15 protein-coding genes are annotated in these 17,306 nt (G+C 71.4%); 5 read left to right on the top strand and 10 right to left on the bottom strand.

The genetic code is table 11. The features are described 5' to 3' along the window. Nucleotide 1 precedes the first annotated feature (1 nt). The 4 genes from E3O41_RS05835 to E3O41_RS05820 all read right to left on the bottom strand — a co-directional run bounded on the left by E3O41_RS05835 (nt 2) and on the right by E3O41_RS05820 (nt 5,894). Nucleotides 2-1,798, bottom strand: coding sequence for an acetolactate synthase large subunit (locus tag E3O41_RS05835; RefSeq protein WP_067022814.1), 1,797 nt, complete (start codon nt 1,796-1,798; stop codon nt 2-4). Nucleotides 1,799-1,844: 46 nt separating this feature from the next. After that, a complete protein-coding gene (gene ilvD, locus E3O41_RS05830) occupies nt 1,845-3,557 on the bottom strand; it encodes a dihydroxy-acid dehydratase (protein ID WP_067022812.1) in 1,713 nt (570 codons plus the stop codon). 76 nt (nt 3,558-3,633) lie between these two features. Continuing rightward, nucleotides 3,634-4,425, bottom strand: a complete 792-nt coding sequence (gene otsB / locus E3O41_RS05825; protein WP_135012154.1) for a trehalose-phosphatase — start codon at nt 4,423-4,425, stop codon at nt 3,634-3,636. Further along, nucleotides 4,422-5,894 (bottom strand): alpha,alpha-trehalose-phosphate synthase (UDP-forming), encoded by a 1,473-nt coding sequence (locus tag E3O41_RS05820; RefSeq protein ID WP_067022806.1) that lies wholly within the window; start codon nt 5,892-5,894, stop codon nt 4,422-4,424. Before E3O41_RS05820 ends, otsB begins: the two co-directional genes overlap by 4 nt. Nucleotides 5,895-6,027: 133 nt before the next feature. On the opposite strand from E3O41_RS05820, the gene E3O41_RS05815 reads away from it, so the two are divergent. The 3 genes from E3O41_RS05815 to E3O41_RS05805 all read left to right on the top strand — a co-directional run bounded on the left by E3O41_RS05815 (nt 6,028) and on the right by E3O41_RS05805 (nt 8,201). Then, nucleotides 6,028-6,288, top strand: coding sequence for a hypothetical protein (locus E3O41_RS05815; protein ID WP_240482226.1), 261 nt, complete (start codon nt 6,028-6,030; stop codon nt 6,286-6,288). Nucleotides 6,289-6,798: 510 nt separating this feature from the next. After that, the gene (locus E3O41_RS05810) at nt 6,799-7,329 is read left to right on the top strand and encodes a hypothetical protein (RefSeq protein ID WP_067022803.1); all 531 of its coding nucleotides are present in this window, start codon (nt 6,799-6,801) and stop codon (nt 7,327-7,329) included. A gap of 131 nt (nt 7,330-7,460) precedes the next feature. Beyond that, complete coding sequence (locus E3O41_RS05805) at nt 7,461-8,201, top strand: hypothetical protein (RefSeq protein ID WP_135012152.1); 741 nt, start codon at nt 7,461-7,463, stop codon at nt 8,199-8,201. 3 nt (nt 8,202-8,204) lie between these two features. Here E3O41_RS05805 and E3O41_RS05800 read toward each other — a convergent pair whose 3' ends face one another. The 5 genes from E3O41_RS05800 to E3O41_RS05780 all read right to left on the bottom strand — a co-directional run bounded on the left by E3O41_RS05800 (nt 8,205) and on the right by E3O41_RS05780 (nt 13,865). After that, nucleotides 8,205-9,746 (bottom strand): glycoside hydrolase family 3 N-terminal domain-containing protein, encoded by a 1,542-nt coding sequence (locus E3O41_RS05800; RefSeq protein ID WP_067022798.1) that lies wholly within the window; start codon nt 9,744-9,746, stop codon nt 8,205-8,207. A gap of 1 nt (nt 9,747) precedes the next feature. Then, nucleotides 9,748-10,581, bottom strand: a complete 834-nt coding sequence (locus E3O41_RS05795; RefSeq protein WP_067022795.1) for a carbohydrate ABC transporter permease — start codon at nt 10,579-10,581, stop codon at nt 9,748-9,750. Beyond that, nucleotides 10,578-11,546, bottom strand: coding sequence for a carbohydrate ABC transporter permease (locus E3O41_RS05790; protein ID WP_067022792.1), 969 nt, complete (start codon nt 11,544-11,546; stop codon nt 10,578-10,580). Before E3O41_RS05790 ends, E3O41_RS05795 begins: the two co-directional genes overlap by 4 nt. Before the next feature lie 4 nt (nt 11,547-11,550). Then, complete coding sequence (locus E3O41_RS05785) at nt 11,551-12,846, bottom strand: sugar ABC transporter substrate-binding protein (RefSeq protein ID WP_067022787.1); 1,296 nt, start codon at nt 12,844-12,846, stop codon at nt 11,551-11,553. Nucleotides 12,847-12,947: 101 nt separating this feature from the next. Beyond that, nucleotides 12,948-13,865: a MurR/RpiR family transcriptional regulator gene (locus E3O41_RS05780; RefSeq protein WP_244927274.1), complete on the bottom strand. Its 918-nt coding sequence runs from the start codon at nt 13,863-13,865 to the stop codon at nt 12,948-12,950. 82 nt (nt 13,866-13,947) lie between these two features. Here E3O41_RS05780 and murQ point away from each other — a divergent pair, with 82 nt between their 5' ends. Further along, complete coding sequence (gene murQ / locus E3O41_RS05775; RefSeq protein ID WP_067022782.1) at nt 13,948-14,832, top strand: N-acetylmuramic acid 6-phosphate etherase; 885 nt, start codon at nt 13,948-13,950, stop codon at nt 14,830-14,832. 3 nt (nt 14,833-14,835) lie between these two features. Here the strand turns inward: murQ and E3O41_RS05770 are convergent, their stop codons facing one another. Next, the gene (locus E3O41_RS05770; RefSeq protein WP_067022779.1) at nt 14,836-16,104 is read right to left on the bottom strand and encodes a CDP-glycerol glycerophosphotransferase family protein; all 1,269 of its coding nucleotides are present in this window, start codon (nt 16,102-16,104) and stop codon (nt 14,836-14,838) included. Between the two features lie 87 nt (nt 16,105-16,191). On the opposite strand from E3O41_RS05770, the gene E3O41_RS05765 reads away from it, so the two are divergent. Continuing rightward, nucleotides 16,192-17,304 carry a glycosyltransferase family 2 protein gene (locus E3O41_RS05765; RefSeq protein ID WP_135012150.1) on the top strand — a complete coding sequence of 371 codons (1,113 nt, stop codon included), beginning with the start codon at nt 16,192-16,194 and terminating at the stop codon, nt 17,302-17,304. Nucleotides 17,305-17,306 lie beyond the last annotated feature (2 nt).

Below are 17,306 nucleotides of genomic sequence, written 5' to 3'. Positions count from 1 at the left end.
CTCAGTCCCCCTCCACCGCGAACGCCGGCGAGTGATCGCGCGCGTACTGGATGTAGCTGTTGCTCACGCCTTGCGGCACCATCGGCCACACCATGGCGTCCTTCGACACGACGAAGTCGATGACGACCGGCTTGTCGTTGATCGACAGCGCCTCCTGGATCGCCGCGTCCACCTCGTCCTCGCGCTCCACGCGGATCGCATGGCAGCCGTAGGCCTCGGCGAGCTTGACGAAATCGGGGATGCGGACGGAGCCGTGGCCCGTGTTCAGCTCGGTGTTGGAGTAGCGGCCGTCGTAGAACAGCGTCTGCCACTGCTTCACCATGCCGAGCGAGGAGTTGTTGATCACCGCGACCTTGATCGGGATGTTGTTGATCGCGCAGGTGGCCAGCTCCTGATTGGTCATCTGGAAGCAGCCGTCGCCGTCGATCGCCCACACCACGCGGTCGGGCTCGGCGACCTTGGCGCCCATCGCGGCGGGCACCGAGTAGCCCATCGTCCCGGCGCCGCCGGAGTTGAGCCACGCGTTGGGGCGCTCGTACTTGATGAACTGCGCGGCCCACATCTGGTGCTGCCCCACGCCCGCGGCGTAGATCGCCTCGGGCCCGGTGAGCTCGCCGATGCGCTGGATCACGTGCTGCGGCGAGAGCAGCCCGTCGCTCGTGGGCGCGAAGCCGAGCGGGTACTGATCCTGCAGCCCGCGCAGGTACGCCCACCACTCGTCCAGGTCGGTGCGCTCCGCGACGCGGAGGGCCGCGTCGAGGTCGACGAGCACGTCCTTGAGGTCGCCCACGATCGGGACGTCGGCGTGCTTGATCTTGCCGATCTCGGCCGGGTCGATGTCGACGTGCACGACCTTCGCGTTCGGGGCGAACAGCGCGGCCTTGCCCGTGACGCGGTCGTCGAAGCGCGCGCCGAGGGCGACGATGAGGTCGGCCTCCTGCAGCGCCAGGACGGCCGGGACCGAGCCGTGCATGCCGGGCATGCCCAGGTGCTGCGGGTGCGAGTCGGGGAACGCCCCGCGCGCCATGAGCGTGGTCACCAGCGGCGCGCCGCTCGTCTCGGCGAGCACCTTCAGCTCGGCCGCGGCGCGGGCGCGGATCACGCCGCCGCCCACGTACAGGACCGGCCTCTTCGCCTGCGCCATGAGCGCGGCGGCCGCCTGGATCTGCTTGCCGTGCGCCTTGGTGACCGGCCGGTAGCCGGGCAGCTCGTACTTGGGCGGCCAGCTGAACGGCGCCTCGGCCTGCTGCGCGTCCTTCGTGATGTCGACGAGGACGGGGCCGGGGCGGCCGGTCGTGGCGATCTCGTACGCCGCCGCCAGCGCACCCGGGATGTCCTCGGCGGTCTTGACGAGGAACGAGTGCTTGGTGATCGGCATCGTGATGCCCACGATGTCGGCCTCCTGGAACGCGTCGGTTCCCATCAGCGTCGAGAACACCTGGCCGGTGATCGCGAGCATCGGCACCGAGTCCATGTAGGCGTCGGAGATCGCCGTGACGAGGTTGGTGGCGCCCGGCCCGGAGGTCGCGATCGCGACGCCGATGCGCCCGCTCGCCGAGGCGTACCCCTCGGCGGCGTGGCCGGCGCCCTGCTCGTGGCGCACAAGGATGTGGCGGAGCTTGGCCGCCGACATCAGCGGGTCGTAGACGGGCAGGATCGCGCCGCCGGGCAGACCGAACACGTCGGTGATGCCGAGCAGCTCGAGGGAGCGGACGACCGCCTCGGCGCCCGTGAGCACGGGCGCTTGCGCGGTGGTGCGAGCGGGGGGCCGGGGCACGGCCGGAGCGTCGGTAGACATGTGCTGCTTCCTGAGATCTGAGAACGTGGCTTCGCGCGGACGCGGGTCAGCCCGTGACAGCGCCCTCCGCTGCAGAGCGGACGAGCTTCGAGTACTTCGCCAGAACGCCGCGGGTGTAGCGCGGGGGCAGGGGCTCCCAGCCGGAACGGCGGGATTCGAGCTCCGCGTCGTCGACGAGTAGGTCGAGAGTGCGGGCCGCGATATCGACCCTGATCAGATCACCATCGCGCACGAAGGCGATGGGACCAGCGTCCACCGCCTCGGGTGCAATATGGCCGATGCACAGGCCGGTTGTGCCGCCGGAGAATCGACCGTCCGTCAAGAGTAGTACATCCTTGCCGAGCCCAGCGCCCTTGATGGCGGCGGTGATCGCGAGCATCTCGCGCATGCCCGGCCCGCCCTTCGGACCCTCGTAGCGGATGATGACGACGTCGCCCTTGTTGATCTCGCCGTTGGTGAGCGCGTCCATCGCGGCGCGCTCGCGCTCGAACACGCGGGCGGGGCCCTCGAACACCTCGGCGTCGAAGCCGGCGGTCTTCACGACGGCGCCCTCGGGGGCCAGCGAGCCGCTGAGGATCGTCAGGCCGCCGGTGGCGTGGATCGGGTTGTCGAGCGTGCGGACGACCTCGCCGTCGAGCGGGGCGATGTCGAGGGCCGCGAGGTTCTCGGCGACGGTCTTGCCGGTGACGGTGAGCGCGTCGCCGTGCAGCAGCCCGGCGTCGAGCAGCGCCTTCATCACGACGGGCATGCCGCCCACGCGATCGAAGTCCTGGGCCACGAAGCGGCCGAACGGCTTCACGTCGGCGAGGTGGGGCGAGCGCTGGCCGATGCGGGTGAAGTCGTCCAGCGTGAGCTCGACGCCCGCCTCCTTCGCGATTGCGAGCAGGTGCAGCACGGCATTGGTCGATCCGCCCAGCACCATCGCCACCGTGACGGCGTTCTCGAACGCCTTCCTCGTCAGGATGTCCTTGGTCGTGATGCCCTTGCGCAGCATCTCGACGACGGCCTCGCCCGAGCGGTGCGCGTACATGTCGCGGCGGCGGTCGGCGCTCAGCGGCGTAGACGATCCGGGCAGGCTCATGCCGAGCGCCTCGGCGATGCACGCCATCGTGTTGGCCGTGTACATGCCGCCGCAGGCACCCTCGCCGGGCGCGAAGCCGCACTCGATCTTCTTGAGGTCGGCCTCGCTCATCTGGCCCGCCTTGCAGGCGCCGACGGCCTCGAACGAGTCGATGATCGTGATCGTCTTCTCGGTGCCGTCCTCGAGCTTGACCCAGCCGGGGGCGATCGATCCGGCGTAGAGGAAGACGCTGGCCAGCTCGAGCCGCGCGGCGGCCATGAGCATGCCGGGCAGCGACTTGTCGCAGCCCGCGAGGAGCACGGTGCCGTCGAGGCGCTCGCCCATCACCACGGTCTCGACGCTGTCGGCGATGACCTCGCGACTCACGAGCGAGAAGTGCATGCCCTCGTGGCCCATCGAGATGCCGTCCGAGACGCTGATCGTGCCGAACTGCAGCGGGTAGCCGCCGCCGGCGTGCACGCCCTCCTTCGACGCCTGCGCAAGGCGGTCGAGGCTCAGGTTGCAGGGCGTGATCTCGTTCCAGCTCGAGGCGATGCCGATCTGCGGCTTCTCCCAGTCGTCGTCGCCCATGCCGACCGCGCGGAGCATTCCGCGCGAGGTGGTCGCCTCGATGCCGTCGGTGACGACTCGGCTGCGGGGCTTGATATCGATTGCTGCACTGGGGACTGCTTCGGCCATGGGACCGAGTCTAGGCCTGCGCTCCGACGCCGCCGGACGGCTGCGCGTTCCGCTTTTTCCGTGCCGCGCGGGACGGTCAGGATGCCCGCAGATCGGCCAGCGCGCTGAGCAGCTCCGCGAACTCGTGGGCGTCGGCCACGCGCACGCGCGCCGAGGTCTCCCCCGGCCCCACGCGCACGCCGAGGTCGTGCTCCTGCAGGCTGCCGAGGGCGTCCTCGTCGGTGACGTCGTCGCCCGCGAACAGCACCGCGCTCGCGCCGGTCTGCTCCCGCAGCCGCGCCACCGCCGCGTCCTTGCCCTCGTGGCGCCACGAGTACTCGATGAGGTTGTGGCCCGGGCGGCGCCGCCAGCCGGGCGCCTCGCGGGCGACGAGCGCGTCGATGACGCCCTGGATCCCCGGGGCGATGTCGGGCGGGGTGAGCCGCGTGTGCAGCGCGAACCCCACGCTCTTGTCCTCGATCCACGCGCCCTCGAAGCCGTCGACGAGCTGCTTAGCCTCGGCGTTGAGCCGCTCCAGCAGCTCGCGCTCGTGCGTCTCGTCGGGCTCGTCGAGCTCGGTGACCACGGCGTCGGCGGGCCGCCAGTACTCCACCCCGTGCGAGCCCGCCAGCCACACCTTCGACGCGTCGTCGTGCTCGCCGATGATCCGCAGATCCGGCAGGCTCCGCCCCGACACGTACGCCACGATCGTCGCCGGGAGGTCCGCCAGCCGCGCGATCGCCGCCGCCGACTCCGGCAGGGCACGGGACTGCATCGGATCGTCCTGCAGCGGCGCGAGCGTGCCGTCGAAGTCGAGGGCGACGAGCAGCGTGTCGGTGCGGGCGATCTGCTCCAGGGCGGTGCGCCAGTCGGTGGTGGGCTCGGTCATTCGCGCGGCTTCTTCCTCGGGGTGGGCTTGACCTCTCGCGGAATCGGGGCGCCCGTGGCGCGCTTGTTCCGCACGGCGTCGACGGCCTTCATGAAGCTGCGGCCCCACGCCTCGACGTCGTTCTCGAGCACCTTGCGGCGCATCGCGCGCATGCGACGCGACTGCTCGGCCTCGGGCATGTTGATCGCGCGGAGGATCAGGTCCTTCATGCCGTCGATGTCGTGGGGGTTCACGAGCAGCGCCGTAGTCAGCTCGTCGGCGGCGCCGGCGAACTCGCTCAGCACGAGCACGCCGCGATTGTCGGTGCGCACCGCCACGTACTCCTTGGCGACGAGGTTCATGCCGTCGCGCAGCGCCGTGATCAGCATCACGTCGGCGGCCAGGTACAGCGCGACCATCTCCTCGCGCGGGAAGCCCTGATGCAGGTAGCGGATCGCCGTGTGGTGCATCGTGTCGTAGTCGCCGTTGATGCGGCCGACGGTGAGCTCGATCTCGTCGCGGAGGTCCTGATACGCCTCGACGCCGGGGCGGCTCGGGCTGGCGATCTGCACGAGCGCCACCTCGCCGACGGTCACCGCGCCGTCATCGAGGAGCTCCCCGAACGCCTTGAGCCGGTGCCGGATGCCCTTGGTGTAGTCGAGGCGGTCGACGCCCAGCAGGATCTTCTTCGGGTTGCCCAACTGCTCGCGGATCTCGACGGCGCGCGCCCGGATGTCGGGGCGCTGCGACAGCTCGATGAACGCCTGCGCGTCGATCGAGATCGGGAAGGGCGCCGCGATCACGCTGCGCGATCCGCCGTCGCCCGCGGGCACCTCGATCTCGTTCGCGCGGGTGGGGTACTTGAAGATGCGCCGCACCGACCGCTGGAAGTTGCCCGCGTCGGCCACCCGCTGGAAGCCGAGCACGTCGGCACCGAGCAGCCCCTCGAGCACCTGGCGCCGCCACGGCAGCTGCGAGTACAGGCCGTATGCCGGGAACGGAATGTGGTGGAAGTAGCCGATCGTCAGATCCGGCCGCAGCTCGCGCAGCATCTGCGGGACGAGCTGCAGTTGGTAGTCCTGCACCCACACGAAGCCCTCTTGATCGGCCACCTCGGCCGCCGCCTCGGCGAACCTCCGGTTCACGCGCACGTAGGCGTCCCACCACGACCGGCGATACACCGGCGCCGCGATGACGTCGTGGTACAGCGGCCAGATCGTGCCGTTCGAGAAGCCCTCGTAGTAGTACTTCAGGTCCTCGGCGCTCAGCGGCACCGGCACGAGCAGCGTGCCCTCGAAGTCGAACGGCTCGATGTCGAGATCGGCCTTGCCGCCCCATCCGACCCACGCGCCGTCGGTCTTCGCCATCACCTGCTCGAGCGCGGTCACGAGACCCCCCGGCGAACGCCGCCAGGTCTCGGTGCCGTCGGTGTCGACCACACGGTCGACCGGCAGGCGGTTGGCTACGACGACAAGATCGGCACGGTCCATTGACTCCCCTTCGTGTCGGCCTCGCCAGGCTATCAGCGCGGTATGACGGGCCGGTTTCCGCGACCCTGGCGCACGCCCGTCGGCCCCGTCAACCCCTGCGCGGCGCGGACGCCGGCGCGCTACCGTGGAGCGCATGGGCATGCGGAAATACGTGGCAGGAACCGGAATCGTCGGAGCCGCGGTGAGCGGCATCTCGCTGCTGCGCGGCGCGAACGACCAGCCCTTCACCTGGCGTGTCGCGCTGCAGTGGGTGAGCTGGGGCATCACCTTTGCCCTCGCGATCGGCACGATGCTCGACATCCGCGCCGCCTCCCGCGGCCGCCGCGTCGCCCCCGACTCCCCCATCCACGGCAAGGAGTCCCGCTACTTCAAGCCCGGTGCCGTGAAGCGCTGACCGGCCCGCTCCCGAAACCTCGGTGAGCCCGTCCGGCGGGGCGGCTTCGCGATCTCGATATTGCTCGCGAAAGCGGGCGCCCAGAGAACCTTCGCGAAGCACGGCACCACGAGGGTGCCACACTTCGCGAAGAACCCCAGCCCGAAGCTTCGCAATATCGAATCGCTGCGCCACCCCGCCTCTGCCGTGATCGATTGACGCCTCAACCACCCGGGCTCGTCGACCGGAGCGGCGCAGCCGCGCAGCGGAGACGGGTCGAGCGAGCGCAGCGAGTCGAGACCTCTTGGCGCCCGTCTGACCTCTCCGGCGGCGCGGCTTCGCCGTAATCGATTGACGCGCCATAACCACCCGGGCTCGTCGACCGAAGCGGCGCAGCCGCGCAGCGGAGACGGGTCGAGCGAGCGAAGCGAGTCGAGGCCTCAGTGAGCCCGGTGCGCGCTGCGGCAACCGAGCGCTCCAGGGTGTGGATAACTTCCGCGGCGCGCTCGGCGGCTGATCTACGTTGGTCGCATGCGATCGCCTGCCCTGCTCGTGCCCGCCCTCCTGGTGCTCGCACTCGCGGGCTGCGCGGGCGACGCCGAGCCCGCGCCGACGCCGACGCCCACCGGTTTCGCGAGCGAGGAGGAAGCGTTCACCGCGGCTGAGGAGACGTACCGGGAGTATGTCACCCGGGCGAATTCAACCGATCTCGGTGACCCTGCGACCTTCGAACCACTATTTGAGCTGGCGACGGGTGACGCGCTTGCGGCCGCGAAGGAGGAGTTCTCCATGATGCATGCGGAGGGCTACGTCCGAGTGGGCGAGTCGCGTGTGACCCTCGTTGAGCCGCGAGAGGCGAACATCGACTCAGGCGTCGTCGTTCTTGACGTTTGTATCGACAACTCAGAGGTTGATGTCCTTGGCCCCGACGGAAGTTCAGTCGTGAGCCCGGATCGCCCGGACGTGCAACCGATGGTGGTTACTTTCGACGTCAGCGCGCCGCGTCCGCTCATCGCGGCCGCGGTAGCCAGAAGTGACGGCCCAGAATGTCCGGACGCCTAACCGGTCTCCTTGGGAGCGTCCTACTCCTGACCGCGTCGTCGTGGCTGCTGGCGCCGGCTGCGGAGGCTGACACCGGTTCGTGTGAAGCGACGAGCTGGCTCGGATGCCACATCTCGAACGACGGCGACAGCGTGAGCATCGGCGGCTCGTTCACCCAGCCCGGTGGCGGGCAACAGGCCGCGCCCGAAACCGGGAATGGTGGCGGCGGGAATGGCGGGGGCGGGACGGCGCCGGTGGTGGAGGCGGAGCCCGAGCCCGAGCCGTTGACGGATCCGCGGTGGGGGCCGTGCCGGGATGACCAGCAGTCGCCGCGCGCCGACGGGCTGTGCTGGCAGGACTGGGCGACGGAGGAGACCGAGCCCGAGGAACCCGAGGCGCCGGTGATCCCGGCCGTGACGGTCGCGGACGTCGTCAGGTTCGCGCCCGCGACGCCCGCGGTGGGGACCGAGCCCGGCGGGGTGGCGATCGTCGGCATGCCGATGAACGTCGTCGTCACAGCGTCGACGCAGACGATGTCGGGGCAGCTGTTCGGGCTTCCGGTGAGCGTCACGTTCACGCCCGTCGAGGCGGTCCTCGACTACGGCGACGGCACGACGCAGACGGTGCCGATCGGCGGGGGCACGTGGGAGCAGCTCGGGCAGCCCGAGTTCACGCCGACCGCGACGAGCCACGCCTACCGCGACCGCGGCGTCTACACGCTCTCCGCGACCCTGCGATCGACGGCCGTCGCCGACTTCGGCGTGTGGGGCACGCGGCCGGTCGACGGGCTCGTGGCCTCTCCCCCGTCGACCGCGCGGGTGCAGGCGGTCACGGCCGACACCGGCCTGGTGCAGTACACCTGCGCCGAGAATCCCACTGGTCCCGGCTGCTGAGGGCTAGGCCCAGCCGGCCGTCAGCGCGCGATCGGCGGCCTCGGCGCCCAGGCGGCTCGCCGCGCGCGTCGTGATGATGGCCACCGACGCCGGCACGGCACCCGGCAGGGGGTCCACGCCGAGGTTCACCACGACGCCCGCCGACGCGCGCGCCGCGAACGCGGTCACGGCGTCGCGCTGCTCGGCGGAGGCCAGGCGATCGGTGAGCAGCACCACGCGCTCGCCCTCGGCCACCGCCGCCGCGTCGCTCCAGCGCTCCACGCTCCCGCCGGCGGCGATCGCCGAGGCGATGGCGCCGCCGTTGGCGGCCACCGCCCAGGTGGCGGCCGCGCGCGCGTCGAGCACGCGGCGCGGGCCGGCGAAGGGCGCGCACGATCCGGCGCGCAGCAGGGCGCGATCGGCGATGTCGGCGGCGAACGCCGCGTCGGCGGGCGGGAGAGGGTGCGGTAAGTCGGCCGGCGTGAGGGGGTGCGGTGATCGCTTCAGCTCCGCGCCTGCGGCGCTCCGTTCGGCAACCGGGCGGGCGGCCTCCGGAGCAACCGGGCGGGCGGCCTCCGGAGCAACCGGGCGGGCGGCCAGGGACGCGCGCAGGGCGGCGACGCGCGCGGCCGCGTCCTCGAGGCGGGCGCGCGCGAGCGAGCCGTCGCGGACCGCGGCGACGATCGCATCGCGGACGGCGAGGAAGTCGGCCTCATCGTCGCCCGACGACCCGGGGTTGGCCGGATTGCTGATGCACAGCAGGTCGCAGCCGGCGGCCAGGGCCCGCACGGCACCCCCCGGGGTGCCGTAGCGGTCCTTGACGGCGCCCATGTCGAGCGCGTCCGACATGATGGCGCCGTCGAAGCCCAGCGCCCGCAGCCGGCCCAGCGCCTGCGCGTTGAGCGTGGCCGGCTCCGGGCCCCACTCGGGCACCACGAGGTGCGCGGTCATGATCACCCGCGCCCCGGCCTCGATCGCCGCCCGGAACGGCTCCAGGTGCAGCGCCTCCTGATCGGCCGCCGACGCGTCCGACACGGGCAGCCCGTGATGCGAGTCGACGGCGGTATCGCCGTGGCCCGGGAAGTGCTTGGGCACCGCGACGGCACCGGCATCCGCCAGGCCGCGGACGGTCGCGGCGACGTGCCGCGAGACCAGCTCGGCGTCCGCGCCGTACGCGCGCGTGCCGATCACGGGATTGGCGGCGTTGGCGTTCACGTCGGCCACCGGCGCGATCACCATGTTCGCGCCGACGAGCGCCGCGCGCTCCCCCAGCATCCGGCCCACGCGCCGCGTGGCCTCCACATCGTCCACGGCCCCGAGCTGCGCGGCGCCGGGCAGCGGCGATCCGCCGGCCGAGTCGATGCGGGTGACGGTGCCGCCCTCCTCGTCGATCGCGACGAGGAACCCGCCCGACGCGTCGACGACGCCCGATCCCACGTTCTGGGCAAACAGCACGACGCCGGCCAGCCCGGCCTCGCGCTCCCGCTCCACCCATGTGGGCGGGCGGGGCGCGAGGTAGCCGGGCATGAGCACCGCGTTCGCGAGGCGCTCGAGCGCGTCGGCCACGTCAGCCCTTCACCGCGCCGGCGACCAGGCCGCTCGAGAGCCGGCCCTGCACGATCACGAAGAACACCATGACGGGAATCGTAATGATCGTCGAGGCGGCCATGATCGCGCCCCAGTCGTTGCCGTTCTGCGTGAAGAACTGACGCAGACCGATCGCCACCGTGTACTGCTCGGTGTTCGTGCGCAGCAGCACGAGCGCGAAGATGAACTCGTTCCAGGCGGTGATGAACGAGAAGATGCTCGTCGCCACCACCCCGGGCATCACGAGCGGCAGCATGACCGATCGGAACATGCGGCCCCACGAGGCGCCGTCGAGGTACGCGGCCTCCTCGAGCTCCACCGGCACGGCCGCCACGAAGCCGCGCAGCATCCAGATGCCGAACGGCAGCGACAGCGCCACGTACACGACCATCAGGCCCAGCAGCGTGCCCAGCAGCTGCAGGTCGCGGATCTGCAGGAACAGCGGGATCAGCAGCGCCTCCAGCGGCACCATCTGCACGATGAGCACGAGCATCAGCACGGCCGAGCGGCCGCGGAAGCGGAAGCGCGCGACCGCGACGCTCGCCAGCAGGGCGAGCACGGCGCTGGCCAGCACCACGATGAGCGCGACGAAGGCCGAGTTCAGCAGGAACTGCCCGAACTGCCCGCGCTCGAAGATCGTCTGGAAGTGGGCGAGGGTGAACTCGCGCGGGATCAGCGCGGCGCCGCGGTTCGCCTCGGCGTCGAAGCCGGTCGCGACCATGAGCCACGCCGGCAGCAGCGTGAAGGCCAGCAGCAGCGCGACGAGCACGCCGCGGCCCAGGGCGCCGCGACGGCGGCGGGTCGAGGCGCTCACAGCTCCTCCTCCTTCATGAGCGTGCGCACGTACACGACGGTCACGGCCAGCAGCAGCAGCGTCAGCACGACGGCGATCGCCGATCCGAATCCGTAGCGGCCCTGCCCGAACGACTGGATGAAGGTCCACGTGCCCAGGTTGATCACGTCGCGATTGCGGCCGTCGCCGGCGGGCATGAGGAACACCTGCGTGAAGATCTTCATGTCCCAGATGGTCGACAGGATGATCACGACCGTGAACACCTGGCGCAGGTTCGGCACGATGATCTGCCAGAAGCGGCGCCACGGGCCGGCGCCGTCCATCTCGGCCGCCTCGAGCATCTCCTTCGGCACGCCGAGCAGGCCGGCCAGCACCGTCACGGCCACGAACGGGAAGCCGTGGTGGACGATGTTCAGCAGCACCACCGCGTAGAACGTGTAGCGGTTCGTGAACCAGTTGAACGGCTCGTCCTGCAGGCCGATGCCCTGCAGCCACGTGTTCAGCAGGCCCTTGTCGGTGTCGAAGAACCACATCCACACGTAGGTGCCGGTCACGGCGGGCATCGCCCACGCGACCATGATCGCGGCGCCCACGATCGTGCGCCACAGCACGCCGAGGTTCGACATGAGCACGGCCACGCCGGTGCCGAACGCGACGGTGGAGGCCACGGCGAGGATCGCGAACACGACCGTGTTCGGCAGCACCGTGCTCCACAGCTGCTCGCTCGTGAACAGCTCGACGTAGTTGTCGACGCCGTTGAAGTTGGTGGTGCCCTGATTCATCTCCTTCAGGCCGTAGTCCTGGAACGAGATGATCACGACGCGGATGAGCGGCCACAGCAGCAGCACGCCCATCACGATGAGGGCGGGGGCGAGGAGGAGCGCCGGACGGAAGCGCGAGATCAGACCCGCGCCCGGGCGACGGCCGCCGGCCGCTCCGGGCGCGGTGCCCGGAACGGCCGGCGGTGCCTGAACGACTGACGACACGCGATCAGCCGGCGTTGAGCGTGGCGGTCATCTCCTCGGCCGCCTTCGTCATCGCGTCCTCGACCGTGGCCTCGCCGACCAGGATCGACCGGAGCGCGGTGGTCACCACGGCCTCGGCCTGCACGGCACCCCACTGCGGGGTGTTCGGCACGACGCGGGCGCCCTCCTGCAGCTGGGTGGCGTAGGCCGAGACGATCGGGTCCTCGCTGTTCAGGAACGCGTCCAGCGCGCCCTGCTCACCCGGGAAGAAGCCCGACTCCTCGGCCCACTGCTGGGCGAACTCGCCCGTGGTCATCAGCTCGATGAACTCCCACGCGAGGTCCTGGTTCTCGGCGGTGTTGAACATGCTCAGGTGCGAGCCGCCCATGAAGCTGCCGGCGACGCCGCCGTCCTTGGCGGGGATCGGGGCCGCGTCGATCTTGCCCTCCATGTCGGGGTTGTCCTGGAGGATCAGGCCCGGGTACTGGTTCGGCATGATCGCCATCGCCAGCTCGCCGTTCGTGAACGCGTCGCGCACGTCGACCTCGGTCCAATCGGCCGCGCCGGCCGTGGACAGGCCGTGCTCGGTCTGCAGGCCGGTGTAGAACTCGACCGCCTCGATCGCCTCGGGGCTGTCGAGCTCCGACACCCACTCGTCGCCGTCCTGCGTGGCGATCTCGGCGTCGTTGCCCCAGATCCACGGGTAGAACGGAAACTCGGCGGCGCCGGGGACCGCGAAGGCGGCCATCTCGGGGTGCGCGGCCTTGATGGCCTGCGCCGTGGCGAGGAACGAGTCCCAGTCGGTGGGCGCCTCGAGGCCGAGCTCCTGGAAGATGTCGGCGCGGTAGACGAGCGAGCGGATGCCGGCGTACCACGGCATGCCGTACAGCTCGCCGTCGACGCGGGCCGTCTCGGCCAGGCCCTCGACGAGGCCATCGCCCAGGCCGGCCTCGTCGATGCGGTCCTGCAGCGGCATGAGGGCGCCGGCCTCGGCGAACGGCAGCGCCCAGGTCGTGCCGACCTCGGCCACGTCCGGGGTCTCGCCGCCGGCGATCGCCGTCGTGAAGTACTCCTGGCCGCCGGACCAGGCGATGTACTCGACGTTCAGATCGGCACCCGTCTGCTCCTTGAAGGCGGCGCCAACCTCGTCGAAGAACGCCGTCGCGGCATCGGGGTTGCCGCTCTCCATGATCCAGACGTCGAGGGTCTCGCCCTCCGCGTTGGTCCCGTCGTCCGTGTCACCGCCGCCGGACGAGCAGCCGGCGAGGCCGAGCGCGGCGACCGTGCCGAGCGCCGCGACGGAAATGATGCGTGAGCGCATAGCGACTCCATCGTTCATGCGGCCCGCAGGCCGCGCTGTCTGTGTGCTCCGGAAATCGTAACCGCAAGTTCGCAACAGTTCGTAATAGTTTTTCAGAACCGTTACGTGGGCGACCCATTCGATCGCGCGGCGTGACGTCCGTTCGACAGGCGATGCGCGGCCACCGCGTCGCGCGTGAGCTGCAGCCGGTCGCTCGCGGCGTCGTACGTGCCCTGTAGCAGCCGGACCATCACGAAGTCGACCACCGCGAGCTGCGCGCTGCGGCTCGACATCGCGCCCGGGCGGAAGCGCGACTCGTGCGCGCTCGTCGCGAGCACGTGGTCGGCCTGCTCCCCCACGGGAGAGTCGGGCACGCTCGTGATCGCCACCGTCGTGGCGCCCCGCTCGCGCGCCACCGCGAGCAGCTCGCTGGCCTCGCGCGTGCGGCCCGAGTGCGAGATCGCGATCACGACGTCGTCGGGCGCGGACTGCGCGACCCCGACGAGGGCGACGTGCGGGTCGACCGACGACCACACGGGCAGGCCGATCCGCATGAGCTTCTGCTGCATGTCCTCGGCCGCCAGGGCGCTCGCGCCCGCGCCGTACACCTGGATGCGGCTGGCCCCGCGCAGCGCACCCACCACGGCGTCGAGCGCGCGCAGGTCGAGGTGCCGCGCGGTCTCCTCGATCGCCTTCGACTCCTGGAACGCCACCTTCGTCACGACGTCGGCGGCCGAGTCGTCGGGGCCGATCTCGGCGTCGTCGATGCGGAAGCGATCGCGCACCGCCGCCGCGCGGCTCGCGGCCGAGGCGACGGCGAGGCGGAACTCGGTGTATCCCCCGAAGCCGGCCGAGCGGCAGAAGCGCGCGACGGTGGCCGGCGACGTGCTGCACACGTCGGCCAGCCGCGTGATCGTGGAGTCCACGACGATGCGGGGATCGGCGATCGTCGTCTCGGCGATGCGCCGCTCCGCCTTGCTCAGCGCAGGGATCACCCTGCGCAGCCGGACGAACACGTCGCCCTCTTCCGTCCCCGTCACGTTGCTCCCCTCCGCGCACGGCGTGGCGCCGCGTGATGAAAAAAATACACGCCCGGTTCACGAAGTGCGATAATTTCAGACGATGCGTTCCGAACTGCCGCCCACCGAGCGCCGACTCCCCGAGTCGATGGAGCTCGATAGCACCGACACCCTGGGGGTGCTCCGCCTGCTGCACGAGCAGGATACCGTCGCGGTTCAGGCGCTCGAGCCGCTGCTGCCGCGGATCGCGGCGCTGGTCGACGAGGCCGCCGACCGGATGCGCCGCGGCGGCCGCGTGCATTACTTCGGCGCGGGAACGAGCGGGCGCCTGGGCGTGCTCGACGCTGCCGAGCTGCTGCCGACCTACAACATCCCGCCCGGGCGGGTCGTGCCGCACATCGCCGGCGGCGACGCGGCGATCGTCAACGCGGTCGAGAACGCCGAGGACTCGCGCGCCGAGGGCGCCGCCGCGGCAGCGGAGGTCGGACCCGACGACGTCGCGATCGGCCTGACCGCCAGCGGCACCACCCCCTACGTCGCCGCGGCCCTGGAGGCGGCCCGCGCGAAGGGCGCGTTCACCGCGCTGGTCTCCAGCAACCCGGCCAGCCCCATCGGGCGCGAGGTCGACATCGATCTGCCGCTCGACACGGGCGCCGAGGTGATCACCGGGTCCACGCGGCTCAAGGCCGGCACGGCGCAGAAGCTCGTGCTGAACGGGTTCTCGACGGCGCTCATGGTGGCGCTCGGGCGCACCTGGTCGAACCTCATGGTGTCGGTGGTGGCGACCAACGACAAGCTGCGCGATCGCTCCGTGCGCATCCTCTGCGACGCCACCGGCCTCGGGCCCGACGCCGCGCGCGACGCCCTCGCGGCGGCCGGCGGCGACGTCAAGGTCGCGCTCGTGGCGCACCTGCTCGGCGTGACGGCCGATGCGGCCGCCGAGCGCCTCGAGGAGACCGGCGGATCCGTCCGCGACGCGATCCGCTGAGGATCACTCCGACTCGTCGTCGTCCTCGTCCTCGTCGACGACCTCGTCGCCCGAGCGGGCGTGCCAGGCGTTCCACTCCCCCATGAGGCGCTCGATCGCCGCGTGGAAGCGCGCGGTGGGCGCGCCCGGGGTGGTGTCGCCGAAGTAGTGGCGCACCCAGTGCTGCAGCCGCTGGGTGACCTCGGGATCGCTGCGGACGCGCTCGATCTGCGCGATGACGTCGGCCGCGTCCTCCGCGCGCAGCCACTCGCACGCGCCCAGGTAGCCGCCCTCATCGACGGAGGCCCGCTCGTCGGCCGGGCGCGTCACGAGCAGCGGCTTGCCGGCGGCGAGGCGGTCGTAGACCATCGCCGAGATGTCGACGATCGCGACATCGGCCGCCGACAGCTGCCACCCCAGCTCGGGCTTGTCGTCGTACACGTGGTGCGCGGCCGGATCGGCCTGGTTCGCCTCGCGGATCGCGCGAATGATGCGCCGGTTCGCCTCGCCGAACGCCGGATCGACGACGCCGCTGCGCGGGTGCGGACGGTAGATCACGCGGTAGCGCGGGTCGGCCAGCAGTGCCGAGACGAGCGCCTCGCCGTGCGTGCGGACCGAGCCGTAGTGGGCCGCGGGGCGATCGCCCTCCCACGTGGGCGCGTAGAGCACCACGGTGCGCTCGTCGGGCGTGTAGGGCACCGATCCCGTGTAGTGATCGGCCTGCGGACGACCGATCTCGATCGTGCGGGCGTCGAGGTCGTAGTTCCACAGGGTGCGCGTGAGCCGATCGCGCGCCGCCTGACCGGCCACCAGCGCGTAGTCGTACGCCTTGTACTGGTTGGTGGTCATGTACATCTTGTCGGACTCGCCGTGGTTGATGAACACGTGCCAGCGGCGCCCGTAGCGGAACATCTGGAAGTTGCGCGTGTTCTGGTTCACGTACAGCACGATGCGCAGCGGCTGGCGGCGCAGCAACTTCTCGATGTGCTTGATCTCGGGCGCGAACGCCACGGGCAGCGCGCCGTCGTCGAGCAGCGCCTTGGCGCCCGACGCGTTGCGCGCGATCACGAGCACCGGCCACGTCCGCGCGAGCTCCTGCAGCGGGCGGTACCACTGCCGCATCTGGTACATGTTCACGTCGCTGTCGGCGAAGTACACCGCGATCTCGAACGCGCCGCGCTCCAGCGGACCCCGCTCCCGGAGCGCCTGGCGGACCTCGCGGTGCGCGTTGCGCGCGCGCACGGCCTTGCGCACCAGGGCCACGGCCTTCTTCACGTCGTTCACGATCGCCACGCCTCAACGCTATCGATCGCGATCTGGATCGCGCCTGGGCGCGGGGGCGATCGTGGCGCGCACGGGTGCGCATGGGATGATCGACGAATGCACAGCGTTCCCGAGCCCGGCCGCGTGCGGACGACTCGGCGCGACGCCCCGACGCCGCCGCGCGGCAGCGGGGTCTCGTTCGTGATGCCGGTGCTCAACGAGCGCGCCTACCTGCGCCGGGCCGTGGAGTCGACGCTCGAGCAGCGGATCGACGGCCCCATCGAGCTCGTGCTCGCGCTCGGCCCGTCCAGCGACGGCACGACGGAGCTGGCCCGGGAGCTCGCCGCGGCCGACGATCGCATCGTGCTCGTCGACAACCCGCGCGCCGACATCCCCGTGGGGCTCAATCTCGCGATCCGCGCGAGCCGGTACCCCACGATCGTGCGCGTCGACGCGCACTCGGAGCTTGCCCCCGGCTACGCCGCGCACGCGCTCGACACCCTCGCCCGCACCGGCGCCGCCAACGTCGGCGGCGTCATGCGTGCCGACGGCCGCACCCCGTTCCAGCGCGCGGTCGCGCGCGCCTACAACTCCCCCATCGGCCTGGGCGGCGGCGCGTACCACGGCGGCCGCCGCGAGGAGGAGGCCGAGTCGGCTTACCTCGGCGTCATGCGGCGCGCCGTGCTCGAGGAGGTCGGCGCGTTCGACGAGTCGATCCGCCGCGGCGAGGACTGGGAGCTGAACCTGCGGATCCGCTCCGCCGGCTACCGCGTCTGGTTCGATCCCGAGCTGTCGGTGACGTACTGGCCCCGCGACAGCTGGCATCGCCTGGCGCGGCAGTTCCACGCCACCGGCACGTGGCGCGGCGAGCTGGTGCGCCGCTACGGCCTGAAGAACTCGCTGCGCTTCTTCGCGCCGCCGGCGCTCGTGCTCGCGCTCGTCGCCGCGGTCGTCGTGCTCGTGCTGCAGCTCACCGGCGTCCTCGCGGGCGCGGGGTCGCTCGTGGCGTCGCTCGTCTACGTGCCGATCGCGGCATACGTCGCGCTCGTGCTCGTCGTCGCCGCCGGGCCGGGTGGCGGAAAGGGCTGGCGCGACAAGCTCTGGACCCTCGCCGTGCTGCCCACGATGCACCTGTCGTGGGGGCTCGGCTTCCTGCGCGGCGTGCTCACGGGCGCCCAGGAGACCGTCGACACGTCGCGGCTGTCCGGCCGCAACACGCCGCTGCCCTGACG

Source organism: Microbacterium sediminis (genome assembly GCF_004564075.1).
In the GTDB taxonomy this organism is placed as follows: Bacteria; Actinomycetota; Actinomycetes; order Actinomycetales; family Microbacteriaceae; genus Microbacterium; species Microbacterium sediminis.
Note: the sequence above shows the minus strand (reverse complement) of the source record. Positions and strands in the feature narration are given on the sequence as shown.